This is a genomic window from Nonomuraea sp. NPDC049655 (assembly GCF_044465465.1).
GTDB lineage: Bacteria > Actinomycetota > Actinomycetes > Streptosporangiales > Streptosporangiaceae > Nonomuraea.
In genome coordinates this window covers 319,354-343,916 of the sequence record NZ_JBITLS010000012.1, presented here as the reverse complement: position 1 = coordinate 343,916, position 24,563 = coordinate 319,354, and the positions used below count along the sequence as shown (strand labels likewise).

Annotated in this window: 21 protein-coding genes; 14 read left to right on the top strand and 7 right to left on the bottom strand. The window is 72.8% G+C overall.

Going from position 1 to position 24,563, the window contains the following annotated elements; genetic code table 11:
• Positions 1 to 87 precede the first annotated feature (87 nt).
• Both ACIBQ6_RS35475 and ACIBQ6_RS35470 read left to right on the top strand, forming a co-directional pair.
• Positions 88 to 888: a DUF3027 domain-containing protein gene (locus ACIBQ6_RS35475; RefSeq protein WP_358298764.1), complete on the top strand. Its 801-nt coding sequence runs from the start codon at positions 88 to 90 to the stop codon at positions 886 to 888.
• Positions 889 to 982: 94 nt separating this feature from the next.
• Complete coding sequence (locus ACIBQ6_RS35470; protein ID WP_397217296.1) at positions 983 to 4,015, top strand: sacsin N-terminal ATP-binding-like domain-containing protein; 3,033 nt, start codon at positions 983 to 985, stop codon at positions 4,013 to 4,015.
• 85 nt (positions 4,016 to 4,100) lie between these two features.
• Here ACIBQ6_RS35470 and ACIBQ6_RS35465 read toward each other — a convergent pair whose 3' ends face one another.
• Positions 4,101 to 5,561 (bottom strand): alpha/beta hydrolase, encoded by a 1,461-nt coding sequence (locus ACIBQ6_RS35465; protein ID WP_397217294.1) that lies wholly within the window; start codon positions 5,559 to 5,561, stop codon positions 4,101 to 4,103.
• A gap of 92 nt (positions 5,562 to 5,653) precedes the next feature.
• On the bottom strand, positions 5,654 to 5,866 hold the full coding sequence (locus ACIBQ6_RS35460) for a DUF2530 domain-containing protein (protein ID WP_358298770.1): 213 nt from the start codon (positions 5,864 to 5,866) through the stop codon (positions 5,654 to 5,656).
• Between the two features lie 154 nt (positions 5,867 to 6,020).
• Between ACIBQ6_RS35460 and ACIBQ6_RS35455 the strand changes: the two genes are divergently transcribed.
• The 4 genes from ACIBQ6_RS35455 (at position 6,021) to thpR (ending at position 9,819) form a co-directional block, all read left to right on the top strand.
• Positions 6,021 to 7,394, top strand: a complete 1,374-nt coding sequence (locus ACIBQ6_RS35455; RefSeq protein ID WP_358298772.1) for an NCS2 family permease — start codon at positions 6,021 to 6,023, stop codon at positions 7,392 to 7,394.
• A 125-nt stretch (positions 7,395 to 7,519) separates the two neighbouring features.
• The gene (locus tag ACIBQ6_RS35450; RefSeq protein WP_357696577.1) at positions 7,520 to 7,966 is read left to right on the top strand and encodes a MarR family transcriptional regulator; all 447 of its coding nucleotides are present in this window, start codon (positions 7,520 to 7,522) and stop codon (positions 7,964 to 7,966) included.
• A 56-nt stretch (positions 7,967 to 8,022) separates the two neighbouring features.
• Positions 8,023 to 9,231: an MFS transporter gene (locus ACIBQ6_RS35445; RefSeq protein WP_397217292.1), complete on the top strand. Its 1,209-nt coding sequence runs from the start codon at positions 8,023 to 8,025 to the stop codon at positions 9,229 to 9,231.
• Between the two features lie 30 nt (positions 9,232 to 9,261).
• The gene (thpR, locus tag ACIBQ6_RS35440; RefSeq protein ID WP_397217290.1) at positions 9,262 to 9,819 is read left to right on the top strand and encodes an RNA 2',3'-cyclic phosphodiesterase; all 558 of its coding nucleotides are present in this window, start codon (positions 9,262 to 9,264) and stop codon (positions 9,817 to 9,819) included.
• Positions 9,820 to 9,967: 148 nt separating this feature from the next.
• Here the strand turns inward: thpR and ACIBQ6_RS35435 are convergent, their stop codons facing one another.
• On the bottom strand, positions 9,968 to 10,936 hold the full coding sequence (locus tag ACIBQ6_RS35435) for an aldo/keto reductase (RefSeq protein ID WP_397161665.1): 969 nt from the start codon (positions 10,934 to 10,936) through the stop codon (positions 9,968 to 9,970).
• A gap of 70 nt (positions 10,937 to 11,006) precedes the next feature.
• Between ACIBQ6_RS35435 and ACIBQ6_RS35430 the strand changes: the two genes are divergently transcribed.
• Both ACIBQ6_RS35430 and ACIBQ6_RS35425 read left to right on the top strand, forming a co-directional pair.
• Entirely contained in the window at positions 11,007 to 12,278 is a 1,272-nt protein-coding gene (locus ACIBQ6_RS35430) for an MATE family efflux transporter (protein ID WP_397217288.1), read from the top strand.
• Between the two features lie 35 nt (positions 12,279 to 12,313).
• Positions 12,314 to 13,312: a hypothetical protein gene (locus ACIBQ6_RS35425; RefSeq protein ID WP_397217286.1), complete on the top strand. Its 999-nt coding sequence runs from the start codon at positions 12,314 to 12,316 to the stop codon at positions 13,310 to 13,312.
• Positions 13,313 to 13,316: 4 nt separating this feature from the next.
• Here the strand turns inward: ACIBQ6_RS35425 and ACIBQ6_RS35420 are convergent, their stop codons facing one another.
• The gene (locus tag ACIBQ6_RS35420; RefSeq protein WP_358298784.1) at positions 13,317 to 13,688 is read right to left on the bottom strand and encodes a hypothetical protein; all 372 of its coding nucleotides are present in this window, start codon (positions 13,686 to 13,688) and stop codon (positions 13,317 to 13,319) included.
• Positions 13,689 to 13,761: 73 nt separating this feature from the next.
• On the opposite strand from ACIBQ6_RS35420, the gene lhgO reads away from it, so the two are divergent.
• The 6 genes from lhgO (at position 13,762) to ACIBQ6_RS35390 (ending at position 21,333) form a co-directional block, all read left to right on the top strand.
• A complete protein-coding gene (gene lhgO, locus ACIBQ6_RS35415) occupies positions 13,762 to 14,952 on the top strand; it encodes an L-2-hydroxyglutarate oxidase (RefSeq protein WP_397217284.1) in 1,191 nt (396 codons plus the stop codon).
• Between the two features lie 17 nt (positions 14,953 to 14,969).
• Complete coding sequence (locus ACIBQ6_RS35410; RefSeq protein WP_352361663.1) at positions 14,970 to 15,662, top strand: response regulator transcription factor; 693 nt, start codon at positions 14,970 to 14,972, stop codon at positions 15,660 to 15,662.
• Positions 15,662 to 17,074: a sensor histidine kinase gene (locus tag ACIBQ6_RS35405; RefSeq protein ID WP_397217282.1), complete on the top strand. Its 1,413-nt coding sequence runs from the start codon at positions 15,662 to 15,664 to the stop codon at positions 17,072 to 17,074. The genes ACIBQ6_RS35410 and ACIBQ6_RS35405 overlap by 1 nt, the downstream gene beginning before the upstream one ends.
• Before the next feature lie 83 nt (positions 17,075 to 17,157).
• The gene (locus ACIBQ6_RS35400) at positions 17,158 to 17,817 is read left to right on the top strand and encodes a response regulator transcription factor (protein WP_352361783.1); all 660 of its coding nucleotides are present in this window, start codon (positions 17,158 to 17,160) and stop codon (positions 17,815 to 17,817) included.
• A gap of 109 nt (positions 17,818 to 17,926) precedes the next feature.
• Positions 17,927 to 19,729, top strand: a complete 1,803-nt coding sequence (locus ACIBQ6_RS35395) for an ABC transporter (RefSeq protein ID WP_397217280.1) — start codon at positions 17,927 to 17,929, stop codon at positions 19,727 to 19,729.
• Positions 19,726 to 21,333, top strand: a complete 1,608-nt coding sequence (locus ACIBQ6_RS35390) for a GTPase family protein (protein WP_397217278.1) — start codon at positions 19,726 to 19,728, stop codon at positions 21,331 to 21,333. The genes ACIBQ6_RS35395 and ACIBQ6_RS35390 overlap by 4 nt, the downstream gene beginning before the upstream one ends.
• 35 nt (positions 21,334 to 21,368) lie before the next feature.
• Here the strand turns inward: ACIBQ6_RS35390 and ACIBQ6_RS35385 are convergent, their stop codons facing one another.
• From ACIBQ6_RS35385 to tdh, 3 genes are read right to left on the bottom strand one after another with little or no spacing between them, the layout of a single operon-like run.
• The gene (locus ACIBQ6_RS35385; RefSeq protein WP_358298794.1) at positions 21,369 to 22,271 is read right to left on the bottom strand and encodes a LysR family transcriptional regulator; all 903 of its coding nucleotides are present in this window, start codon (positions 22,269 to 22,271) and stop codon (positions 21,369 to 21,371) included.
• A gap of 13 nt (positions 22,272 to 22,284) precedes the next feature.
• A complete protein-coding gene (locus ACIBQ6_RS35380) occupies positions 22,285 to 23,457 on the bottom strand; it encodes a glycine C-acetyltransferase (protein ID WP_397217276.1) in 1,173 nt (390 codons plus the stop codon).
• Positions 23,457 to 24,485 (bottom strand): L-threonine 3-dehydrogenase, encoded by a 1,029-nt coding sequence (gene tdh, locus ACIBQ6_RS35375; protein WP_358298798.1) that lies wholly within the window; start codon positions 24,483 to 24,485, stop codon positions 23,457 to 23,459. Before tdh ends, ACIBQ6_RS35380 begins: the two co-directional genes overlap by 1 nt.
• Positions 24,486 to 24,563: the final 78 nt, after the last annotated feature.

Genomic DNA, 24,563 nt, shown 5'->3' with positions numbered 1-24,563 from the left:
TCGGATCGGCGGTTGTGGGTCTGCCAGGTCCGCCTATGGGTGAGAATGAAGTGTGAGCGAACAGCACCTTCAGGCGGAGGCGGCCCGATGAGCCGCACCCGGGCCCGCGTCCCCGCTCCCGACCAGGCCTGCGTCGCCGCAGTCGATCTGGCGCGCGCCGCGGCGCAGGAGCTGGCGCACCCGGGCGAGGCCGGCGAGCACCTCGGCTTCGAGAGCGAGGGCGACCGGATCGTCACCCACTACTTCGCCTGCCTCGATCGGGCCTATCGCGGCTGGCGGTGGGCCGTCACGGTCACCCGCGCCTCGCGCGCGAAGAACGTCACGGTCAGCGAGGCCGTGCTGCTGCCCGGCTCCGGGGCGCTGCTCGCCCCCGAGTGGCTGCCGTGGAGCGAGCGGCTGCGGCCGGGCGACCTGGGCGTCGGCGACCTGCTGCCGTCCCCCGACGACGACGACAGGCTGGCGCCCGGTTTCACCGAGCTCGACGAAGATGCCGACCGTCAGATGGTTTTCGAGTACGGCCTGGGCCGAGCCCGTGTGCTCTCGGCCATCGGCAGAGACCGGGCTGCCAGACGCTGGCACGCGGGCGAGCACGGGCCGCACACTCCGATCGCACACGCCGCGCCCGCGCAGTGTTCCACCTGCGGGTTCTACTGGCTGCTCTCCGGTGAGCTGCGGCTGTCGTTCGGCGTCTGCGCCAACGAGTACGCCCCCGACGACGGCAAGGTCGTCGCCGCCGACCACGGCTGCGGCGCCCACTCGGAGGCGGCCGTGCTGCCCCCGCCGGTCGAGCAGGCCATCCCGATCCTCGACGACCTGGGTTACGACCTGATCGAGGAGGAAGAGGGCTCGGTGGACGGATCCGCCACCGAGGAGCTCGGCCACTCCTGACCGGAGCACGGGCGCGAGCGCGAGCACGGCGGTTTCGTCGGTCAGGGGGGCTAACCTACCCTGGCCCCTCTTCACTCGACCAGGATCGTGATCGATGACCGACACCTTTGGCACTGACCGGATGCGAGCCGCCGTCCTCTCCGCCTGGACGGCCTCGCCCGCCCGCTTCCGCGAGGACGCCAACGCCGAGGAGGACTTCGCGCTCGGCGGCTACCGCGACCGGCTGATCGTCGAGCTCGCCCAGAACGCCGCCGACGCGGCGCTGCGCGCGGGGGTGCCAGGGGTGTTGCGGCTGACGTTGCGCGGCGACGTGCTGACGGCCGCCAACACCGGCGCACCGCTCGACGCGACCGGCGTGGAGGGCCTGTCCACGTTGCGCGTGTCGGGCAAGCGCGACGAGATCGGCGCGGCCGGCCGGTTCGGCGTGGGCTTCGCGGCCGTCGTCTCCGTCTGCGACGAGCCGGCCATCGGCTCGCGCGGCGGCGGCTCGGTGCGCTGGTCGCGGGCCGGCACGTCCGAGCTGGTCGCGGGCATCCCCGTGCTGGCGGGCGAGCTGGCCGACCGGGCGGGCCACGTGCCGCTGCTCAGGCTGCCGTTCGACGCGCCGCCGCTGGAGGTGCCGGGCGGGTTCGACACGCTCGTCCGGCTGCCGCTGCGCGACGCCGCGGCGGTCGACGCCGTCCGCGTCATGCTGGCCGAGACCAGCCCGGCGCTGCTGCTCGGCCTGCCCGCGCTGGAGGCCATCGAGATCGACCTCGACGGCGCCACCCGCACGGTCGTGGCCGACGGCTGGCACGTCGTGTCGGACTCCGGCGAGTTCACCCCCGACGAGGTCGCCAGGCTGTTCGCCGACCGGCCCACCGAGGAGCGGGCGCGGCCCTTCTGGTCGCTGCGCTGGGCGGTGCCCGTCACCGGCACCGGCGAGCCCGGCCCGCTGCCCGCCGCCGTGCCGCCCGTCGTGCACGCCCCGACGCCGAGCGACGAGCCCATCGACCTGCCCGCGCTGCTGATCGCGTCCTTCCCGATGGCCACCGACCGGCGGCACGTCGCCAAGGGGCCGCTCACCGACTTCCTGGTCGAGCGGGTGGCCGACGCCTACGTCCGGCTGCTGGGCGAGCTGCCTCGCACGTCCAGGCTGCTCGACCTGGTGCCGTCGCTCATGGGCAAGGGCGAGCTCGACGCGCGCGTCCGGCGGGCCGTGCTCGAACGCCTGCCGTCCGCGCCGCTGCTGCCCGCGTTGTCGGCGCCCGCGCCCGCGGTCCAGACGCCGTCCTTCGCCGAGGCCGAGGTCTACGAGCCCGACGCCGAGTGGCGGGTCGAGCATCCGGCGCGCGAGCCCGAGGGCGACGGCTGGGTGGTCGCGGGCCGGGAGGCGGCCGTCGTGGCCGGAGCCACCGCCGAGCTGCTCGACACCGTGGCCGACTTCGTGCCGGGGTTGCTGCCCGCCGGGTGGCCGGCCAGGCATCCGGCCATGGTCGCCCTGGGCGTGCGCCGGGTGGAGCTGGCCGACGTGGTCGACCTGCTGTCCGGGGAGGCCGTGGAGGCGCGTGAGCCGTCCTGGTGGCGCTCCCTGTACGCGGTGCTGCCCGCCGACGACCCCGAGTCGCTGGGCGCGCTGCCGGTGCCGCTGACCGACGGCCGCGTGGTGCGCGGCCCGCGCGGCACGCTGATCCTCACCGACGGCGGCGCCGACCTCGACCTCACCCCGCTCGGGCTGCGCATCGTGCATCCGGAGGCGGCCCATCCGGCGCTGCTGCGGCTGGGCGCCGCCGAGGCCACCCCGCGCACGGTGCTCGAAGACCCGCTGACCAAGGCGGCCGTCGCGCAGTCCCTCGACAGCGCCGACCCAGAGCCGGTCGCGCAGGCGGTGTTGTCGCTGGTGGCGGCGTCCGGGCTGGTTCCCGGCGAGGCGCCGTGGCTGGCCGAGCTGGCGCTGCGCGGCGCCGACGGCGAGCTCTACGCGGCCGGTGAGCTGATGCTCGCCGACGGCGCCCTGGCCGGGCTGCTGGCCCCCGACACCCACCTCGGCGTGGCCGCGCCCGAGCTGGAGGAGACCTACGGGGCGCGGGTGCTGGCGGCGGCGGGCGTGCTCGACGGGTTCGCCGTCGCCCACGACTCCGACGTGCTGCTCGACCCCGACGACTGCGACCACGACCTCGACGGCGAGACCGACTGGCTCGACCACGTGCTCGACCTGCTGCCCGACCTCGCGGTGCCGCCGGTGGTGGCCGAGTTCGCGGCGGTGCGCGACCTTGAGCTGGTGGCCGACTGGGAAGCCGCGCTGCCGCTGCTGACCCGGCCGCCGCTGCGGGCCGCGCTGCACCCGCTGCGCGTCGAGGGCGTGGAGGTGCCCTCCTACACAGCGTGGTGGCTGGCCAACCATCCGGTGCTCGGCGGCCGCAAGCCGCTTGAGCTGCGGCTGCCCGGCGCCGACCCGCTGCTGCAGGGCCTCTACGCCGACGCGCCGGCCGGGCTCGACGCGGCGGCGCTGTCGATGCTCGGCGTACGCACCACGCTCGCCGAGCTGCTGGCCGCCCACGGCGGCCCCGAGGAGCTGCTGGAGCTGATGGCCGACCCGGCGATCGAGGTCGACCGGGCGCAGCTGCGGGCGTTGTGGATCGCTTTGGCCGCCGTCGATCCGGCCCGGGTCGAGCCGCCCGCGCGGGTGCGCGCGGTGCTCGGCGGCGACATCGTGGTGGCCGCCGCCGAGGACGCCGTGGTGGTCGAGGCCCCCGACCTGCTGCAGCTCGTCACCGACCGGCCGCTGGTGCTGGCCTCCTACGACCTGGCCGAGGCGCTGTCGGAGCTGCTCGACCTGCCGCTGGCCGGTGAGCTGGCCAGCGGTGAGGTGACCTCGCAGGGCCAGGTGCGCGCGGTGCCGCCGCAGGTGCGCTCGCTGCTGCCCACTGCGCCCGAGACGTACGTCGAGCACGAGAAGCTGCTGGTCGACGGCGTCGCCTGCACGTGGCGGTTCTTCGAGGGCGCGGTCCACTGCACCGGCGTCGACGGGCTGGCCCGCGGGCTGGCCTGGGCCACGGGCCAGTGGAACGACCGCCTGGCCGTGGCCGCGCTGCTGCGCGACCCGGAGGCGGTGCCGCTGCTGCTGGCCGAGGCCGACCTGTCCTGACAGCGGCGGGCCGCCTCCCGTCGCGGGGGGCGGCCCGCCGCGGTCAGGCCGCGCAGGTGGTGCCGGCCACCGGTCCCGTCTCCGGTCAGGCCGCGCAGGTGGTGCCGGCCGCCGGCACCTTTCCGTTCAGCAGGTACGCGTCCACCGTGCGCGTCACGCACCCGTCGCCGCTCAGGTAGGCGCCGTGGCCCTCGCCCTCGTACGTCATGAGCACGCCGGTCTTGAGCTTGGCGTTGAGCGCGGTGGCCCATTCGTACGGCGTGGCCGGGTCGCCCTTGCCGCCGATGACCACGATGGGCGCCGAGCCGGTGGCGTCGATGCGCTTGGCCGCGTCGTCGCCGGGGGTGGGCCAGTGGCCGCAGGCGGTGGCGGTGCCGTCCGCCGACAGGATGGGGAAGATCTTCTTGATCTTGTCGTCCACCCGGGCCATGTCGGCGGCGGTCGGGCGTTCGGTGGTGTCGGCGCAGGTGATGGCCTGCAGGCTGGTCATCATGGTGGAGTAGGTGCCGTCGGGCCGCCGTCCGGTGTAGGCGTCGGCCAGGGCGAGCAGGGTGGCGCCGTCGCCCTTGATCCCGGCCGCGGCGGCCTGCTCCAGCACCGGCCAGGCGGACTTGGCGTACAGCGGGGTGATCACGGCGAGCTGGGCCAGGCCGTAGGTGAGCTGCCGGTCGCCGACCTTGAGCGGCTTGCTCCTGAGCCCGTCGAGCAGCTTCTCCACGGAGCTCTTCACGGCCGCCGGGTCCTGGCCGAGGTCGCAGGTCTGGGCCACGCAGTCCTTGGCGAACGCCTCGAAGGCGTGGGCGAAGCCGGTGGCCTGGGTGACGGCGCGCTGCTCGAAGGTGACCGTGGGGTCGAAGGCGCCGTCGAGGACGAAACGGCCGACGTTCGCGGGGAAGCGGGTGGCGTAGACGGCGCCGAGGTGGGTGCCGTAGGAGAAGCCGAAGTAGTTGAGCCGCCGGTCGCCGAGTGCGGCCCTGATGCGGTCGAGGTCCTGGGCGGCGTTCACGGTGCCCACGTGAGGCAGGATCTTGCCCGAGTCCTTCTCGCAGGCGGCGGCGAACTTCTTCGACATGGCCTCGCCGTCGGCCCCCGCGGGCGCGGCGAGGAGGGCGTCGAGCTCGCCGCCGCACCTGACGCCCGCGCTGCGGTCGACGCCGCGGGGGTCGAAGCTGACGAGGTCGTAGCGGGTGCCCAGGCTGCCGAACGCCTTCGCGGCCTGGGCCAGCGTGTCGACGCCCGACCCGCCGGGCCCGCCGAAGTTGAAGACCAGCGAGCCGAGCGGGTCGCCGTCGGCCTTGATCCGGATCAGCGCCAGGTCGATCTTCTGGCCGCCGGGGTCGCCGTAGTCGAGCGGCACCGGTACGGTCCCGCACTGGACGGCCTCGTCCTTGGGCAGCGGCTTGCCGTCGGGCCCGGTCAGCCCGGTGCACGGGCTCCAGGCGACGGTGCCCTTGCCGGGCCCGGCCTGCTTCGCGGGCTCACCTGTGGTGCCGCAACCGGAGAGGACGGCGGCGCCCAGCAGGATCGTCAACATCGCCTTCTTCATGCTGACCAGCCTGCCGGGACGGTGTCCGCCCAGGTAGTGGAGGGAGACATGGGTTCCTGATGACTTCGGAGATGTCCGGAAGATGATGAATGTCAACCCCGGCGCGGGCGGCTGACGAACCACATGCCGAAGAGGCCGAAGCCGACCCCGGTGGCGCAGGTCCAGATCCACCACGTGTTCTCGGGGGCCGGGCGGAAGATCAGCAGGACGATCAGGGCGACGGCCCACAGGGCGGTGCCGGCCCCGACGGCGGCCGTGTCGTTGGTCTTGATCGGCTCGGGATCGGGGCGCCACTGCTGCTTCACGTGTCCAGCCTAGCTTCCAATCGGGTCTCGATCCGATTGCGGACACTTTTCCCAGCTCACCACTACTGTCACTCTTCGGCGCGTGAGTGACATACGTAATGCAATAGACCGTTTCTTCGCAATCTCTGAACGAGGCTCGACGGTCTCCCGTGAGGTGCGCGGCGGCCTGGCCACGTTCTTCACGATGGCCTACATCGTGGTGCTGAACCCGATCATCCTCGCCTACGGCAAGGACATCGAGGGCCAGGTCATCGGTGACGGCACGACCCCGCAGGTGCCGCTGGTCGCCGCGGGCACGGCGTTCGTGGCCGGCGTCCTGACGATCATCATGGGCCTGGTCGGCCGGGTGCCGTTCGCGATGGCCGCCGGGCTCGGGCTGAACGCCTTCGTGACCTTCAACATCGCCACGATGATGACCTGGGAGGAGGCCATGGGCCTGGTCTTCCTCGAAGGCGTCATCATCGCGATCCTGGTGCTCACCGGCCTGCGGACGGCGGTGTTCCGAGCCATCCCGGCCCAGCTCAAGACCGCCATCAGCGTCGGCATCGGCCTGTTCATCGCGCTGATCGGCTTCGTGGACGCCGGTTTCGTGCGCAAGGCCGCGGGCACGCCGCTGGAACTGGGCATCGGCGGCCAGCTCACCTCCTGGCCGGTGCTCGTGTTCATCGTGGGCCTGCTGGCCACGGCCGCCATGGTGGCGCGGAAGGTCAAGGGCGCGATCCTGATCGGCATCGTCGGCTCGACCGTGCTGGCGATCGTCGTCCAGACGCTGACCAAGCTGGACCGGGCCACGCCGGAGGCCCCCGGCGGCTGGCAGCTCAACGTCCCCGCCCTGCCCTCGGCCGACAAGATCTTCGGTTTCCACAACCCGCTGACGCTGTTCACGGAGTTCGACCCGATCGGCGCCTTCAGCCGGATCTCCGTGCTGCTGGCCGTGCTGTTCGTGTTCACCCTGCTCATCACCGACTTCTTCGACACGATGGGCACGATCGTCGGCGTCGGCCGCCAGGCGGGCCTGGTCCAGGCCGACGGCACGCTGCCGCGGACCAGGGAGATCCTGCTCGTCGACTCGATCGCCGCGGCGGCGGGCGGCGCCGGCTCGGTCTCGTCGAACACCACCTACATCGAGTCGGCCGCCGGCGTCGGGGAGGGCGCGCGGACCGGTCTGGCCAGCGTGGTCACCGGTGCGCTGTTCCTGATCGCCATCTTCTTCGCGCCGCTGGTCGCCGTCGTGCCCTACGAGGCCGCCACGCCCGCGCTGGTCGTCGTCGGCTTCCTCATGATGACCGCCATCCGCGACATCGACTGGGACGACTACGAGATCGCCATCCCGGCCTTCCTCACCATCGTCGTCATGCCGTTCACCTACTCCATCTCGAACGGCATCGGCGCCGGCTTCATCAGCTACGTGCTGGTCAAGGTCGTGCGGGGCAAGGCGCGCGAGGTCCACCCGCTCATGTGGGGCGTCACCGCGCTGTTCGTCCTGTACTTTGCGATCGGCCCGATCCGGGCCGCGATCGGTCTCTGACCTCGACGTCCAGGAGCCGCCCCGCGCATGTGGGGCGGCTTCGGGGTATCAAGGAGTGAGACGAGCCTGACCTAGGGAAATATCTTGCCTTCGCATATAGTTAGCAAAGGTAATGAGACGTGCTAATGAACAACCAGCCCAAGATGGACCTGCGCAGCGACGCGGGCCTGGCCTCAGCCCTGCGCGTGTCGATGGCAAGGCTGACCAGGCGACTCCGGCGTCAGGCGGCGGCGCACTCGCTGACGCCCACCCAGTTCGCGACGCTCGCCGCCGTGGAACGGCATTCCGGGATAACCCCCGGCGAATTGGCCGAGCTAGAGAAGGTGCAACCGCCCTCGATGACGCGCGTGATCGCCGCGCTAGAGGAACGCGGCCTGGTCGCACGCACCCCGCACCCGACCGACCGGCGTCAGGTGACCGTGACCGTGACCGAGGCCGCCCAGACGTTGCTGAAGGAGGAACGCCGCCGCAAGGAGGCGTGGCTGACACAGCGGCTGAAGGAGCTCTCGCCGGAGGAGCGGTCGATCCTGCGGCAGGCGGCGCCGATCCTGGAGAAGCTCAGCAAGATATAGAGCCTGAGCAACCCAAGACCGGGATGTTCCGGTCGCTCAAGGTTCGCAACTATCGCATGTTCGCGGCAGGTGGCGCCGTCTCCAACGTCGGCACCTGGCTGCAGCGCACCGCCCAGGACTGGCTGGTGCTCGACCTGACCAAGGGCCCGCACGGCGCGGGCGGCAGCGCGGCGGCCCTCGGCCTGGCGACCGCCCTGCAGTTCCTGCCGATGTTGTTGTTCGGGCTCTTCGGCGGCGTGCTCGCCGACCGGTACCCCAAGCGGCCCATCCTCATCGCCGCCCAGTCGATGATGGCGGTGCTCGCGCTCACCATCGGCGTGCTGACCATGACCGGCGCCGCGCAGGTGTGGCACGTGTTCGTGATGGCGTTCCTGCTCGGCCTGATCTCCTGCGTGGAGGTGCCGACCAGGCAGGCGTTCGTGGTCGAGATGGTCGGACGGCAGGACCTGCCCAACGCCATCGCCCTGAACAGCTCCATCTTCAACCTCGCCCGCGTGGTGGGCCCCGCGCTGGCCGGCATCCTGATCTCCGTGCTGGGCGGCACCGGACCGATCTTCCTGATCAACGCGCTCACCTTCGGCGCGGTGATCTCCAGCCTGGTCTTCATGCGGAAGTCCGAGCTCAACCTGTCCGAGCCGGTGCCCAGGGCCAAGGGCCAGCTCAGGGAGGGCCTGCGGTACGTGCTGCGGCGCGAGGAGCTCCTCATGCCGATCCTGCTGATCGCCTTCGTGTCGATGTTCTCGCAGTCGTTCTCGATGTCGATCGCGCTGATGGCCCGCGAGGTGTTCGGCGCCGGGGCGTCGTCGTTCGGGCTGGCCTCCAGCATGTTCGCGGTGGGCGCGCTGGGCGGCGCGCTGCTGGCGGCGCGGCGGGCCAGACTCTCGCGCAAGGTGCTCTTCTCCGGGGCGATCGGGTTCGGGCTGTTCCAGGTGCTGACCGGGCTGGCCCCCTTCTACCCGGTCTATCTGCTGCTACTCGTCCCGACCGGCATCGCGTTGATCACCATCAACACGGCCGCGAACGCCAGCGTGCAGATCGCCACGTCCCCCGAGATGCGGGGCCGGGTCATGGGCATCTACATGCTGGTCTTCACCGGGGGAGCGCCCATCGGGGCGCCGCTGATCGGGTGGCTGTCGGAAGTGGGCGGGCCGCGTACGGGCGTGCTGCTGTCGGGCGTGCTCGTCCTGGTGGGCACCGGGCTCGCGGTGATGGTGACCAAGCTGATCGGCAACCGGATGGCCAGGCCGGCGCTGGCGATGGCGTGATCCGTCCCCGTCCGGGGACAATCGCATGACATGAGGCTCTTCGCGGCCGTGGTCCCGCCTGAGGAGGCGCTCGACGAGGTCGAGCGGGCCGTGGCGCCGTACGTCGGGCAGGTGCCGGGGCTGCGCTGGGCCGGCCGCCCCACCTGGCACGTCACGCTGGCCTTCTACGGCGAGGTGCCCGAACGGGCGCTGCCCGACCTCCAGGTGCGCCTGGAGCGGGCCGCCCACCGGCACACGGTGCTCGACGTGGCCCTCGCCGGGGCCGGGGCGTTCTCCTCGGCGCGGCGGGCCAGGGTGCTCTGGGCCGGGGTCGCGGGCGACCCCATGACCCGGCTGGCCGACTCGGCCCGCGCGGCCGGCCGCCGCGCGGGGGCCGTGCAGACCGACGAGAAACGGTTCCACGCCCACCTCACCCTGGCCAGGGCCCGGGCGGACGTCGACCTCAGAGAGCTGGTGGAGTCGCTGGCCGGGTTCGCCGGGTCGCCGTGGCGGGCCGAGCGGCTGCACCTGTTCCGCAGCCACACCGGGCCTCAGGTGAGGTACGAGTCACTCGGCGATTGGGCGCTCGCACCGGTGAAGCAGGGCTAGGCTCCAGGGCGTGGACCGTCCTCGCCCCTGGCTGCTGCCCCTCGTGCTCGGCCTGCTGTTCCTGATCGTCCTTCTCGGCGCCCTGCTGACCTGAGCCGCCCCGAGCGGCCGGGCCCGCTGGTCGTGCCGGGCCCGGCCGGTCACGCCGTCACCAGGCGTAGTCCTCCGGGGCGGTGCGGTGGCCGGGGAAGATCTCGTCGAGGCGGGCCAGGGTGGCCTCGTCCAGCTCGATCTCCAGCGTGCGCATGCTGCCTTCGAGCTGCTCCAGCGTGCGCGGGCCGATGATCGGGGCGGTCACCGCGCGCTGCCGCAGCAGCCAGGCCAGCGCCACGTACGCCGGGTCCTCGCCCAGCTCGTCGCAGAGCTTCTCGTACGCCTCGATCTTGTCCCGGTGCTTGTCCAGCTCCCGCACCATGGTGTCGGAGGCGGACCGGCCCTTGTCGATCTTGCGCAGGACGCCGCCGAGCAGGCCGCCGGCCAGCGGGCTCCACGGGATCACGCCGATGCCGTAGTCCTCGCAGGCGGGCAGCACCTCCAGCTCCACCGCCCGGGTGAGCAGGTTGTAGTGGCTCTGCTCGCTGGTCAGCCCGAACGTGCCGCGCCGCGCCGCCGTCTCCTGGGCCTTGGCGATGTGCCAGCCCGCGAAGTTGGACGAGCCCACGTAGATGACCTTGCCCTGCTGCCGCAGGACCTCCATGGCCTCCCAGAACTCCTCGAACGGCGTGTTCCGGTCGACGTGGTGGGCCTGGTAGATGTCGATGTAGTCGGTCTGCATGCGCTTCAGCGAGGCGTCGCAGGCCCGGCGGATGTTCAGCGCCGACAGGCGGCGCTCGTTGGGCCAGTCGCCCATGTCGCCGTAGAGCTTGGTCGCGATGACCGTGCGCTCGCGCCGGCCGCCGCCCTGGGCGAACCAGCGGCCCAGGATGTTCTCCGTGATGCCCTCGCCCTTCTTCCAGCCGTAGACGTTCGCGGTGTCGAAGAAGTTGATGCCCAGGTCGTGGGCCTTGTCCATGATCGCGAAGGAGTCTTCCTCCGAGGTCAGCGGGCCGAAGTTCATCGTGCCGAGGCAGAGCGGGCTCACCTGGAGGCCGCTGCGTCCGAGGTTGACATAGTCCATGGGGTCCACACTAAATACCTGGAGTGCGCTCCAGGCCATAGGCTGAGTTCATGATCTGCGCGGGGTCGTCGTGATCGTCCTGCTTCGCGCCGCGCTGCCGGTCTTCCTGGCGATGGTCACCGGCATGGTGGGCACGCTGGTGGTCACGTCCGTGCTCGGCAACCACGAGACGGTCGCGCTGGCCGCCTTCGCGGTGATGTCCGCGGTGCTCACCCCCGCCACCGCCGCCGTGCAGGGCGCGCTGCGGGGGCTCGGGCCGTTCGTGGCGCCGTACCGGGACGATCCAGGCGCGGCGGTCCCTGTTGTACGGGACGCGCGCTGGCTGAGCCTGGTCACGGGCACGCTGGGGGCGCTCGCTGTGATCTGCGTGCCCGCGCTCGCGCGGGTGAGCGGGGTGCCCGGCGACGTGGTCGGCGAGCTGGGCCTGCTGCCCTGGTTCCTGGCCGCCTACCTGCTGGTCTTCGCCACGACCGGCGGCGCGAGCACGATCCTGGTGGCCCTCGGGCGCAGCCGCGACGTGTTGTGGCCCAGCCTCACCTTCGGCCTGCTGCTGAGCGGGCTGACCGCGGTGCTGGCGCCGCGGCTCGGCCTCGACGGCGTGGGCGTGGCCTGGGTGGTCGCCGGCGTGGTGGCCGCGGTCGTGGCGAGCCGCTTGCTGCGCCGGGCGCTCGGGCGGCCGATCGGTCAGGGGCGGCCCAGGGTGGCCGAGATCGTCCGGCTGGCCAGGGTCAGCGTGCCGCTGGCGGCGACCGTGCTGATCAAGTTCGGGGTGCTCGGCGTGGTCACGTTCGCCGCGGGCGCGACCGGCGCCCGCGACACCGCGGCGCACGCGGTGCTGACCACGCTCACCGGCCTCATCATGCTGGTCTCGCTGTCCGTCGCGCAGGCGTCGGTGCCCGAGGTGGCCCGCGCCGGAGATCCGGCCGGGGCGCGGCGGGCCAACCGCGCCGCCGCGCTGCTCGCCGTCGCCGGGACGCTGACCGCGGCCCTGGTGCTGCTGCTGCTCGGCGAGCGGGTGCTCGGGCTGTTCACCGGCGACGCCGCCGTCCGCGAGCGGGCCCTCGCGCTGCTGCCGCTGATGCTGGCGTCGTCGCTGGCCGACGCCGCGCAGGCGGTGCAGGGCATGGGGCTGACCGCGCTCAAGAGGTCCGGCGCGAGCCTGGCCTACTTCGTCCTCGGCTACGGCGTGCTCCTGGCGGTCGCCGTGCCGGTGGCGCGGACGTGGGGCATCACCGGGCTCTGGGTGGCCATGGCGGCGGCCAACGGCCTGCTCCTGGTGCTCCAGGGAGCCGGGTTCCGCCGTCACAGCGCCCGCGTGGGCACGGCCGAGGCAGTGGCCTGAGCGTCCCGGGCGCAGCCGTGGGGCATGATGGCGAGGTGGGGGATGTCGTGTTCCGGGTCCTGGCCGCCGTGGCGGCGACGTTCGCGCTGTCGGCGGCTCCGGCGTGGGCCGACGACGACGGGCCGGAGAAGCTGTTCACGTTCAAGGATCGCAGCATCACCGAGTCGAGCGGCCTGGCCGTGTCGCCCACGCACGAGAACGTCTTCTACACCCACAACGACAGCTCCGCCGCCCCCGTGTTCTACGCGGTCGGCGCCGACGGGCGGACGAAGGCCACCTTCCACCTGCGTGGCGCCGAGGCCAGGGACTGGGAGGCCATGGCCGCGACCAGGGACCCGGACACCGGGCAGGGCACGCTCTGGTTCGCCGACATCGGCGACAACCTCGACGGCGCCTGGCCCGACGTGTCGATCTACAAGGTCGCCGAGCCGCGCACGCTCCGGGACGCCACGCTGCCGGCCACCCGCTACCGCTTCCGCTACGCCGGCGGCGGCCGCAACGCCGAGGGCATCATGATCAACCCGCGCACCGGCCGCCTGTACGTCGTGTCCAAGGAGTTCTCCGGGTCCGTCTACGCCGCGCCGAAGAAGCTCCGCACCGACAAGGTCAACATCCTGCGCCGGGTCGCCGCGGCCCCGATCATGGCCACGGACGCCGCCTACGCCCCCGACGGCTCCTCCTACGTCATCCGCACGTACTTCTCGGCCACCCTCTACCGTCCGTCGGGGGAGACCCTGGCCAGGGTGCCCATGCCGGAGCTGCGGCAGGCCGAGTCGATCGCCTACACCGCCGACGGCAAGGCCCTGCTGGTCGGCTCGGAGGGCCCGAACAGCCCGGTCTACCGGGTGCCGCTGCCCGAGCGCGCCCAGGCCACGCGCACCCCCACGCCGAAGCCCGTCGCCGCCCAGGAGAGCGCGCGGCCGTCCGACACCGGCGAGCCGAGCGGCCTGACCGCCAAAGACGTGCTGATCTGGCTGGCCGCGGCCGCGGGCGCGACCGGGGTGATCACCTTCATCGCGCGCCGCACCCGGTGAGCCGTCAGGGGTGACGCATGGTCGCGGTGAACATGTCGCCGCGCAGCGCGCGCTCGACCACCTCGATCGAGCGTGACAGGCGCACCAGCCGCGGCCCCTCCTCGCGGTAGGTGTCGAGCACGGCCTCGATGGCGTGCGGCGGCAGATGGCCCTTGAGATCGACGGCCGCGCCGCGATAGCCCGCGCGGGCGGCCTCGACCGCCGACCGCACGTGATGCCTGGCCATGCTGGCCAGGGCCACCGGGTGCCGCCTCAGCACTTCGTAGGCCCGGTAGTCGGGCGGCACCGCGTCGAGCAGCCAGGCCACCGCCGAGGTCTCCCAGTCGGGGACGCTGGGCGGGCGGACCTCGGCGGGCCACTCTGGCGGGACGTACATGAAGGCCATCGTACTCATGTTCGATTCGCCCAGGTATGGCGGCAGGGCGGCCTTTACCAGGAAAATCAGGTGTGTGACGGAAAAGATCGGTGTCGTCGGCGCCGGGATCGTCGGACTGGCCGTGGCGCGCGAGCTGGCCGCCGCCCGCGGCGCCGAGGTGACCGTGCTGGACAAGGAGCCGCGCGTCGGCGCCCACCAGACCGGGCACAACAGCGGCGTCGTGCACGCCGGGATCTACTACCCGCCGGGGTCGCTCAAGGCCAGGCTGTGCCGGGAGGGCGTGGCGCTGCTCAAGGCGTACTGCGCCGAGCACGAGCTGCCCTACCGGGAGGTCGGCAAGCTGGTCGTGGCGAGCACGCGGGCCGAGCGCGCGCCGCTGCGCGCGCTGGCCGAGCGGGCGCGGGCCAACGGCGTGCCGGGCGTCGCCGAGCTGGACGGCCTCGGCCTGCGCGAGATCGAGCCGCACGCGGTCGGCGTCGCCGCGATCCACTCCCCGCACACCGCCATCGCCGACTTCCCCGCCGTCGCCCGCGCGCTCGCCCTCGACGTGGCCAGGACGGGCGGCTCGGTCCGCCTGTCGCACCCCGTACGGGCGATCCGCGAGACGTCGAGGGGCGTCGAGGTGCTGGCCGGGGGGCGGCGGTTCACCTTCGACCGGCTGGTGGTCTGCGGCGGCCTCGGCACGGACGCGGTCGCCAGGATGGCAGGGGCGGCGGGGGACGTGCGGATCGTGCCGTTCCGGGGCGAGTACTACGCGCTGGCCGGGGCGGCCAGGGAGCTGGTGCGCGGGCTGATCTACCCGGTGCCCGACCCGCGGTACCCGTTCCTGGGCGTGCATCTGACCAGGCACATCGACGACGAGGTCCTGGTGGGGCCGAACGCGGTGCTGGCCCTGGCCTACGAAGGCTACCGATGGCGAGATGTACGAAATTTCGGTCAAATTATGCGTTGGCCGGGGACGCTTCGCATGGCTCGCACCCACTGGCGTACCGGGATCAAGGAGGCCTACGGCTCGCTGGTCAAAAGCGCGTTCGTCCGGGCCGCCCGGCGGTACGTGCCCGAGCTCACCGCCGCCGACCTCGTCAGGACCGGCGGCGGCGTACGCGCCCAGGCCGTCGCCAGGGACGGCCGGCTGGTGGACGACTTCGTGGTCGACGTCCACGGGAGCGTGGTGCTGGTCCGCAACGCGCCCTCGCCCGCGGCGACGTCAAGTCTGGCAATTGCCCGGCATATTGCCGGAATTGTTCCAGCACTCTCCCGATGAGGGCATCCTTGGAGGTGATGGAATCACGCCTGCTGATCGTCGAGGACGACCCCAACATCCTCGAACTCCTCGCCGCGAGCCTGAGGTTCGCGGGCTTCGACGTGACCACGGCCAAGAGCGGCCTCGACGCCGTCAACGCCGTGCAACGGCACCGGCCCGACCTCGTCGTGCTCGACGTCATGCTGCCCGACCTGGACGGGTTCGAGATCGTCCGCCGGATGCGGAGCGGCGGGCTGCACACGCCCGTGGTGTTCCTGACCGCCCGCGACGAGACCGAGGACAAGATCCGCGGGCTCACGATCGGCGGCGACGACTACGTCACCAAGCCGTTCAGCCTGGAGGAGGTCGTGGCCAGGATCCACGCGGTGCTCCGGCGCACGAGCGGGGACGCGCAGGCCGCGCCGCCCAGGCTGACCTTCGCCGACATCGAGCTGGACGAGGAGAGCCACGAGGTCTGGCGCGGCGGCAACGCCGTCTCGCTCTCGCCGACCGAGTTCAAGCTGCTGCGCTACTTCATGACCAACGCCGGTCGCGTGCTGTCCAAGCCGCAGATCCTCGACCACGTCTGGGACTACGACTTCAGGGGCGAGGTGGGCATCGTGGAGTCGTACGTGTCCGTCCTGCGCCGGAAGATCGACAACCGTAGCCCCCGGCTCATCCACACCCTGCGGGGCGTCGGATACGTGCTGCGCCTGCCGCCGAGCCCCTGATGAGAGCCCTGCCGCTGAGGGTCAAGCTGATCGCGGCGATGCTGGCCCTGCTGGGCTGCGGCATGACCTTCGTCGGCCTGGTCAGCGTCTCGGTCCTGCACGGTTACCTCATGGACCGGGTGGACAGCCAGCTCAACCTGCTCAGCGTGCGCATGCACAAGAAGGTCGTCAGCGACTGGCGGCGGGACAGGGAGACCCCCGACCGCCCGATCCTCATCGAGTCCGACGCGATCGCGCTGGTCAAGGAGCCGGGTGAGGCGTTCGTCCCGATGCTGCGCGACCGCGACGTGGACGCCAAGCCCAAGCCCGTCCTGCGCGAGTCGCCCGGCGTGGACGCCTACACCGCGCCCGCCGCCGGCGGCGACGGCGAGTGGCGGGTGCTCCAGAGCGAGATCCAGCGGCGCACGCTGGTCGTCGCGGTGGACCTGGAGGAGGTGGACGCCATCACCCGGCGGCTCGTGCTGATCGAGCTGCTCGGCGGCGGCGGCATCCTGCTCATCCTGGCGGTCGCGGGCGTCACTATCGTGCGCCGCAGCATGCGCCCGCTCGGCCAGATCGAGCGCACGGCCGAGGCCATCGCGGGCGGCGAGCTCGGCCGCCGGGTGCCGGACGCCGACCCCCGCACCGAGGTGGGCCGCCTGGCCAGGGCGCTCAACGGCATGCTGGCGCAGATCGAGACCGCCTTCGCCGCGCGCTCGGCGTCGGAGGCGGCGGCCCGCCGCTCCGAGGACCGCATGCGCCAGTTCGTCGGCGACGCCTCCCACGAGCTGCGCACCCCGCTCACCTCCATCCGCGGCTTCGCCGAGTACGCCCGTCAGAACCCCGGCGCCGACCCCGCCGAGCTGATGCAGCGCGTGGAGAAGGCCGCCGGGCGCATGAGCCTGCTGGTGGACGACCTGCTGCTGCTGGCCAGGGTGGACCAGCAGCGCCCGCTCCAGATGCGCCCGGTGGACATGCTGGCCCTGGTCGCCGACGCCGTGCACGACGCCAGGATCCTCGCCCCCGACCGGACGGTGAAGCTGGACGTGGTCGGTGGCGCGGCGCTCATCGTCTCCGGCGACGAGGTGCGCCTGCGGCAGGTCATCAGCAACCTCATGACCAACGCCATCGTGCACACCGAGCCAGGCACGCCCATCGTCGTCCGGGCCGGGGCGACCGACGACACCGTCTTCACCGAGGTCGCCGACAGCGGCCCCGGCCTGCCGCCCGAGCAGGTCGAGCGGGTCTTCGAACGTTTCTACCGCGCCGACTCCGCGCGCAGCCGCCGCCGTTCCTCCGAGGACCGCGGCAGCGGGCTCGGCCTGGCCATCGTGCAGGCGCTCGTCCAGGCCCACGGCGGGACCGTGACGCTGACCAGCTCGCCCGAGGAGGGCTCCACCTTCCGGGTCGAACTCCCACTCGCCTTGGAGTGAGCCTTCAGCTATCCCTCAGGTGCCTGGGTCACCCTGGAATCGTGACGAAACCCGAGCTCCGCGAGGCCCGCGAGGCGTTGATCATGGTGGTGGACGACGAGCCCAGCATCAGGGACCTGCTCTCCGCCAGCCTGCGCTTCTCCGGATTCGAGGTGCTGACCGCGGCTGACGGGCAGGAGGCCGTCGAGGTCGCCGAACGCGCCGCGCCCGACCTGGTGGTGCTCGACGTCATGCTGCCCGACCTGGACGGGTTCGAGGTGGCCAGGCGGATCGACGCGCCCGTGCTGTTCCTCACCGCCCGGGACGCCACCGAGGACAAGATCGCCGGTCTCCGGGTCGGCGACGACTACGTCACCAAGCCGTTCAGCCTGGAGGAGGTGCAGGCCAGGATCCGGGCGGTGCTGCGCCGTACCAGGACGGAGGGGGCGCCGGCCAGCCGGCTGAAGGTGGCCGACCTGGAGCTGGACGAGGACGCCCGCGAGGTCTGGCGGGCCGGCCGCCAGGTGCGGCTGTCCCCGACGGAGTTCAAGCTGCTGCACTACTTCATGGTCAACGCCGGCCGCGTGTTGTCGAAGGCGCAGATCCTCGACCACGTGTGGAACTACGACTTCGGCGGCGACGCCGGCGTCGTCGAGTCGTACGTCTCCTACCTGCGGCGCAAGGTGGACGACGTCGAGCCCCGCCTGATCCACACGCTGCGCAGCGTCGGGTACGTGCTCAGGGAGCCGCCGCCCGCCGGTTGATCCCCGCCGCGCGGCCCCGGCCGGTGGACCGTCCCGGGCGCTCACCGTAGCGTGGACCTGCGGGCGCGAGGTGTCGAGCGGCGTACCGCGGGAAGCGGGGTTGGCACCTATGGATCTGCTGGGGGCGTTGGAGTCGTTGCGCCGCCCGCTCGATCGCGAGCTGTTCCCGCTGGCGATCGGCGAGGCCGCGGCGGACCGGCGTGCCCTGCGCGAGCTGGCCGGGCAGCTCGACGACTACCTGCTGCCGCGGCTGCGGGCGATCGACGCGCCGCTGCTCGCCGTCGTCGGCGGGTCCACCGGGGCGGGCAAGTCCACGCTGGTCAACTCGCTGGTGGGGGCCGACGTGGCCGAGCCCGGCGTGCTGCGGCCCACCACGCTGGTGCCCACGCTCGTCGTCAACCCGGCCGACCGCGACTGGTTCACGGGCCAGAACGTGCTGCCCGGCCTGTCCCGCGCCACCGGCGAGTCCGGCGGCGGCGGCGCGGGCGCGCTGCGCGTGGTCGCCTCCGACGCATTGGGCGCCGGGCTGGCGCTGCTCGACGCCCCCGACATCGACTCCGTGGTCACCTCCAACCGGGAGCTGGCCGCGCAGCTCCTCGCCGCCGCCGACCTGTGGCTGTTCGTCACCACCGCCGCCCGGTACGCCGACGAGGTGCCCTGGAGCTTCCTGCGCTCGGCCCGCGAACGCAGCACGGCCCTGGCCGTCGTCCTCGACCGGATCGCGCCCGAGGCCGTCGAGCCCGTCTCGCGCGACCTCGACCGGCTCCTGGTGGAGAACGGCCTGCCGGGCACCCGGCTGTTCACCGTGCCCGAGGCCGCGCTGCCCGACGAGAAGGCGCGGCTGCCGGAGGAGTCGGTGCGGCCCATCGTCTCCTGGCTCACGGGGCTGGCCGCCGACGCCGCCGAGCGGTCCCGGGTCGTCCGCCAGACGTTGTCGGGGGCCCTGGACAGCCTGGACACCCGCGTCCCCGCGCTGGCCACGGCCGTCGAACGCCAGCAGGCCGCCTTCGACGGGCTGCGGACGATCGTGACCGGCGCGTACGCGGGCGGCATGGCCGACTTCGACGAGGGCATGCGCGACGGCTCCCTGCTGCGCGGCGAGGTGCTGGCCCGCTGGCAGGACTTCATCGGCACCGGCGACCTCATGCGTTCCCTGGAGAGCCGGGTGGGGTGGCTGCGTGACCGGATCGTCGGCTTCTTCACCGGCCGCGCCCCCGCCGTCGAGCTCAAGGACGCCCTGGAGAGCGGCGTCGAATCGCTGATCAGGGGCGCGGCCGACGGCGCCGCCGAACGCGCGCTCGAAGGGTGGTCGGCCGCGCCGGGCGGCGGCGGGCTGCTCGACCGGCTCGGCGCCATGGAGGCCGCGCGGCTCGGCCGGGCCTCTCCCGACCTGGCCGGACGGGCCGAGGCGGCGGTGCGCGGCTGGCAGGAGTTCGTCCTCGACCTCGTACGCGAGGAGGGGGCGGAGAAGCGCACCACCGCCCGGCTGGCCTCGTTCGGGGTCAACGGGGCGGGGCTGCTGCTCATGCTGGCCGTGTTCGCCTCGACCGGCGGGCTCACCGGGATCGAGGTCGGCATCGCGGGCGGCACGAGCGTGTTGTCGCAGAAGCTGCTGGAGGCCGTCTTCGGCGACCAGGCCGTGCGCTCGCTGACCACGCGGGCCCGCGAGGACCTGCGCGAACGGGTGCGGGTGCTGCTGGCGGAGGAGGCCGCCCGCTTCACCGACCGGCTGGAGACCGTCGAACCGCCCAGGGGCACGGCCGACGCCCTGCGCGCGGCGGCCCGCGCCGTCCGCGACCACCGCGCCGAACTCCCCGCCGCCTCCGCGCCGACGGCGGAACTCCCCGTTCCCCCGGCTCCCCCCGCTCCCACAGCCGAGTTGCCCGCTCGCGACCGCCCGGAGGGGCCGTGAAGCTGCTGCGCCGCAAGGAGGGGCCCTCGCTCGACTCCCGGCTGGCCGCCCTGCTGGAGGCCGCCGAGCTGGCCGAAGGACGCCTTCCCGAGCAGGACGTGTCCGCCGCGCGGTCCGTCGCCGAACGGGCCGGCGCCCGCCGCAGCCTCTCCGTCGACCACACCGTGGCCGCGCTCGCCGGTGCGACCGGCAGCGGCAAGTCCTCGCTCTACAACGCCCTGGCCGGCGAGGACCTGGCCGCCGTGGGCGTCACCAGGCCGACGACGTCCACCGCCCAGGCCGCCCTGTGGGACGGCGAGGGGGCCGGCCCGCTGCTGGACTGGCTGGACGTCCCGCGCCGCCACTCCGCCGCCGAGGCGCCCGGGATGTCGGGTCTCGTCCTCCTCGACCTTCCCGACCACGACTCCATCCGGCTCTCCCACCGCCTTGAGGTGGACCGCCTGGTGGCGCTGGTGGACCTGCTCGTCTGGGTCGTGGACCCGCAGAAGTACGCCGACGCCGCGCTGCATGAACGCTACCTGCGCCCGCTGGCCGGGCACCGCGACGTGATGCTGGTGGTGCTCAACCAGGTGGACCGCCTGCCTCCACAGGCTGTGGACCGCTGCGTGGCCGACCTGCGCCGCCTCCTGGAGGAGGACGGGCTGGCGGGCGTGCCGGTGCTGCCGGTCTCCGCCAGGACCGGGACGGGCCTGCCGGAGCTGCGCTCGGTGCTCGCCGACCGGGTCGCCGAGCGCGCGTCGTGGGCCGCCCGCCTGGCTGCCGACGTCACCGCCGCCGCCGGTCACCTGGCCGCGGACGGCGCCCGGCCGGACCCCGGCGACCGGCGGGCGGCCGGGCTGGACCGGCGGCTCACGGGCGCGCTCTCCCAGGCCGCCGGGGTGCCGCTGGTCCTGGAGGCCGTGGCCAAAGGGCACCGGCACCGGGCCGTGGTCGCCACCGGCTGGCCGGTCACCCGCTGGTTGCGCAAGTTCCGTCCCGACCCGTTGCGCAGGCTCAGGATCGGGGTGGGGAAACCGGGCAAGGAGATCGTGGGGCGTACGTCGGTTCCGGCGGCGTCGGCCGTACAGCGGGCGCAGGTCGAGACGGCGATCAGGGACGTCGGCGAGGCGGCCGCCGCGGACCTGCCCGGCCCGTGGGCGGCGGCGGTGCGGCAGGCCGCGCGCTCGCGCTCCCCGGAGCTGGCCGACGCGGTGGACCGGGCCGTGGGCCGCACCACTGCGGGCACGACCCGCAGGCCGCGGTGGTGGCGGATGGTGAACGTGCTGCAGTGGCTGGTCTTCGCCGTCATGGTGGCGGGCGCGTTGTGGCTGGGCGTGCTGTTCGGGATGGACTACCTGCGCCTGCCGCAGCCGCCGCTCCCGACCGTGGGCGCGGTGCCGTGGCCGACCGTGCTGCTGGCGGGCGGCGCGCTGGCCGGGGTGGTGATCGCCTTGTCGTCCAGGCTGGCCGCGTGGGCGGGCGGGCGGCGCCGGGCCAGACGCACGGCCCGCGCCCTGCGCGCCGCCATCGGCGAGGTCGCCGGGAACTACGTGCTGGACCCCGTGACGGCCGAGCTCGACCGCTACGCCCGCTTCACCGAGGCCGTCACCACAGCCCGCTCCTGACCGCCGCCGCCCGCCGTCGGGCGCGGCAGGGGCGGTCAGTCGGAGGTGAGGGAGGCGGCGACCGTGCGCAACGTCGACAACAGCGGCCGGAGCAGGGGGTGGGCGTCGGCCCCGCGGCGGATCGCGGCGAAGACGCGGCGGTCGGGCCCCGGCGTCTGGCGCACCACCACCCCGGACAGCGCCATGTCCCGCAGCGCGAGGCGCGGCACGAGCGCCACCCCCGCGCCCGCCCCCACCAGCGCCACCACGGCCCGGAAGTCGTCGGAGCAGTGGACGACGTTGGGCGTGAACCCCACCTGCTGGCACGCGAACGTGATGACGTCGTGCACGGGATTGCCCGGATAAGGACCGATCCAGGTGTCGGCGGCGAGCGACACCAGCGTGGCCGCCCCCGCATCCGGATGCCCCTCGGGCAGGACCAGGTCGAACGGCTCGGCGTACAGCGGGATGCGCGACAGCCGGCGGTCGGCGGCGTCGGGGCCGCCCCGGTACTCGACCGTCACCGCCAGGTCGGCCCCGCCGTCGAGCAGCATGGCCAGGCTGTGGTCGCCCTCGGCGTCGAGCACCCGGACCTGCAGGCCGGGCGCGGTGGCGCGCAGGGCGGCGATGGCGGGGGAGAGCACGGCGCTGATGGCGGTGGCGAAGCAGGCCACGGCCACCTCGCCGGCCTCGCCCGTGGTGTACGCGGCCACCTCGGCCTCGGCGCGTTCGAGCTGGGCCAGGACCTCGTTGGCGTGCCCCAGCATGATCTTGCCCACGGCGGTGAGGTGCACGCCCCGGCCGTCACGCGTGAACAGCCGGTGGCCCACCTCGTGCTCCAGCGCCACGAGCTGCTGGGAGACCGCCGACGGGGTCAGGTGGAGCGCCGCCGCGGCGGCGGTGACCGTGCCGTGGTCGGCCACCGCCCGCAGTGTGCGCAGCCGCCGCGTGTCAATCACGCAGCGAGGATACTCAACCCTGGCGTGCTTGGACGAAAGCCGCCACAGCCCGGTCGACGTCCTCGGTGGAGTGGGCGGCCGAGAGCTGCACCCGGATCCTGGCCTGGCCGTGCGGCACCACCGGATAGGAGAAGCCGATCACGTAGACGCCCAGGTCGAGGAGGCGTTCGGCCATGGCCCCCGCCTCGGCGGCGTCGCCGATCATCACGGGCACGATCGGGTGCTCGCCGGGCAGGATGTCGAACCCGGCCTTGGTCATCTCGCTGCGGAAGCGCGCGGTGTTCGAACGCAGCCGCTCGCGCGCCTCGCCGGAGGTCTCCAGCAGGTCGAGGATGCGCAGCGAGGCCGAGGCGATGACCGGGGCCAGGGAGTTGGAGAACAGGTACGGCCGCGACCGCTGGCGCAGCAGCTCGCAGACCTCCCTGCGGGCCGAGACGTAGCCGCCGCTGGCCCCGCCGAGCGCCTTGCCGAGGGTGCCGGTGATGATGTCGACCCGGTCGGTGACGCCGTGCAGCTCGGGCGTGCCGCGGCCGGTGGGGCCGACGAAGCCGACGGCGTGGGAGTCGTCCACCATGACCATGGCGTCGTAGCGGTCGGCCAGGTCGCAGATCTCGCGCAGCGGGGCGAGGTAGCCGTCCATGGAGAAGACGCCGTCGGTGACGATCAGCCGCCGCCGGGCGTCGGACGCCTCCTTGAGCCTGGCCTCCAGCTCGGCCATGTCGCGGTTGGCGTAGCGGAAGCGCTGGGCCTTGGACAGGCGGATGCCGTCGATGATGCTGGCGTGGTTGAGGGCGTCGGAGATGACCGCGTCCTGGGCGTCGAGCAGGGTCTCGAACACGCCGCCGTTGGCGTCGAAGCACGAGCTGTAGAGGACGGTGTCCTCCATGCCCAGGAAGTCCGACAGGCGGGATTCGAGCTCCTTGTGCACCTCCTGGGTGCCGCAGATGAACCGTACGGAGGCCATGCCGAAGCCCCAGCGGTCGAGCGCCTGCTTGGCCGCCTCGACCACCTCGGGATGGTCGGCCAGGCCCAGGTAGTTGTTGGCGCAGAAGTTCAGCACCTCGCGCCCGGCCACGCCGACCTGGGAGCTCTGCGGGGTGGTGATCACCCGCTCGGGCTTGAGCAGCCCGGCCTCGGTGATCTCGTCGAGCGTCGCACGCAGCTGCTCGCGCACGTTCGTGAACATCAAGCGCTCCAATCGAGGATGACCTTGCCCGTACGGCCGCTCGCGGCCGTGTCGAAGGCGGCGTCGAAGTCGTGGTACGGGAACCGATCGGTGATCACGGGGGAGAGGTCGAGACCCTTTTCCAGCAGGACTGACATGTTGTACCAGGTCTCGTACATCTCCCGGCCGTAAATGCCCTTGATGGTGAGCATCGAGGTCACCACGGTGGCCCAGTCGACGGCGAACTCCTCGGCGGGAAGACCGAGCATCGCGATCTTCCCTCCGTGCGTCATGTTCGCGATCATGTCACGCATGGCCCCAGGGTTACCGGACATCTCAAGCCCGACGTCGAAGCCCTCCCGCAGGTGGAGCTGGCGCATGCCTTCGTCGATCGTCGCCCTGGAGACGTTGAGCGCGAGCGTGACGCCGAGCTTGCCGGCCAGGTCGAGGCGCTCGTCGCTGACGTCGGTGATCATCACGTTGCGCGCGCCGACGTGCGCGGCGACGGCCGCCGCCATCAGCCCGATCGGGCCGGCGCCGGTGATCAGCACGTCCTCACCGACCAGGGGGAAGGACAACGCGGTGTGCACGGCGTTGCCGAACGGGTCGAAGATGGCCGCCACGTCGGGATGAACGGGAACCCGGTGCACCCACACGTTCGAGGCGGGCAGCGTGACGAACTCGGCGAACGCGCCGTCCCTGTTGACGCCGAGGCCGACCGTGTTGCGGCACAGGTGACGGCGTCCGGCCATGCAGTTGCGGCACTTGCCGCAGACGATGTGGCCCTCGCCGCTCACCAGGTCGCCGACGGCGATGTCCTCCACGCCGGGCGCGACCTCGACCACGTGGCCGGAGAACTCGTGCCCGACGACGAGCGGGAGCTTCAGCGTGTGCCGCGCCCAGTCGTCATATTTGCGGATGTGCAGGTCGGTGCCACAGATGCCGGTACGCAGCACCCGGATCTTCACCTCGCCCGGCCCGACCTCGGGCTCCGGCACGTCCACCAGCCAAAGGCCGGGCTCGGCCTTCTGCTTGACCAGCGCTTTCATCGCTTCACTTCCCCCTGTTCCGAACCTAACGCACTGTGCCCGCTCCCCTCGGAACATGTCCATCGAGGGATTCTTAAG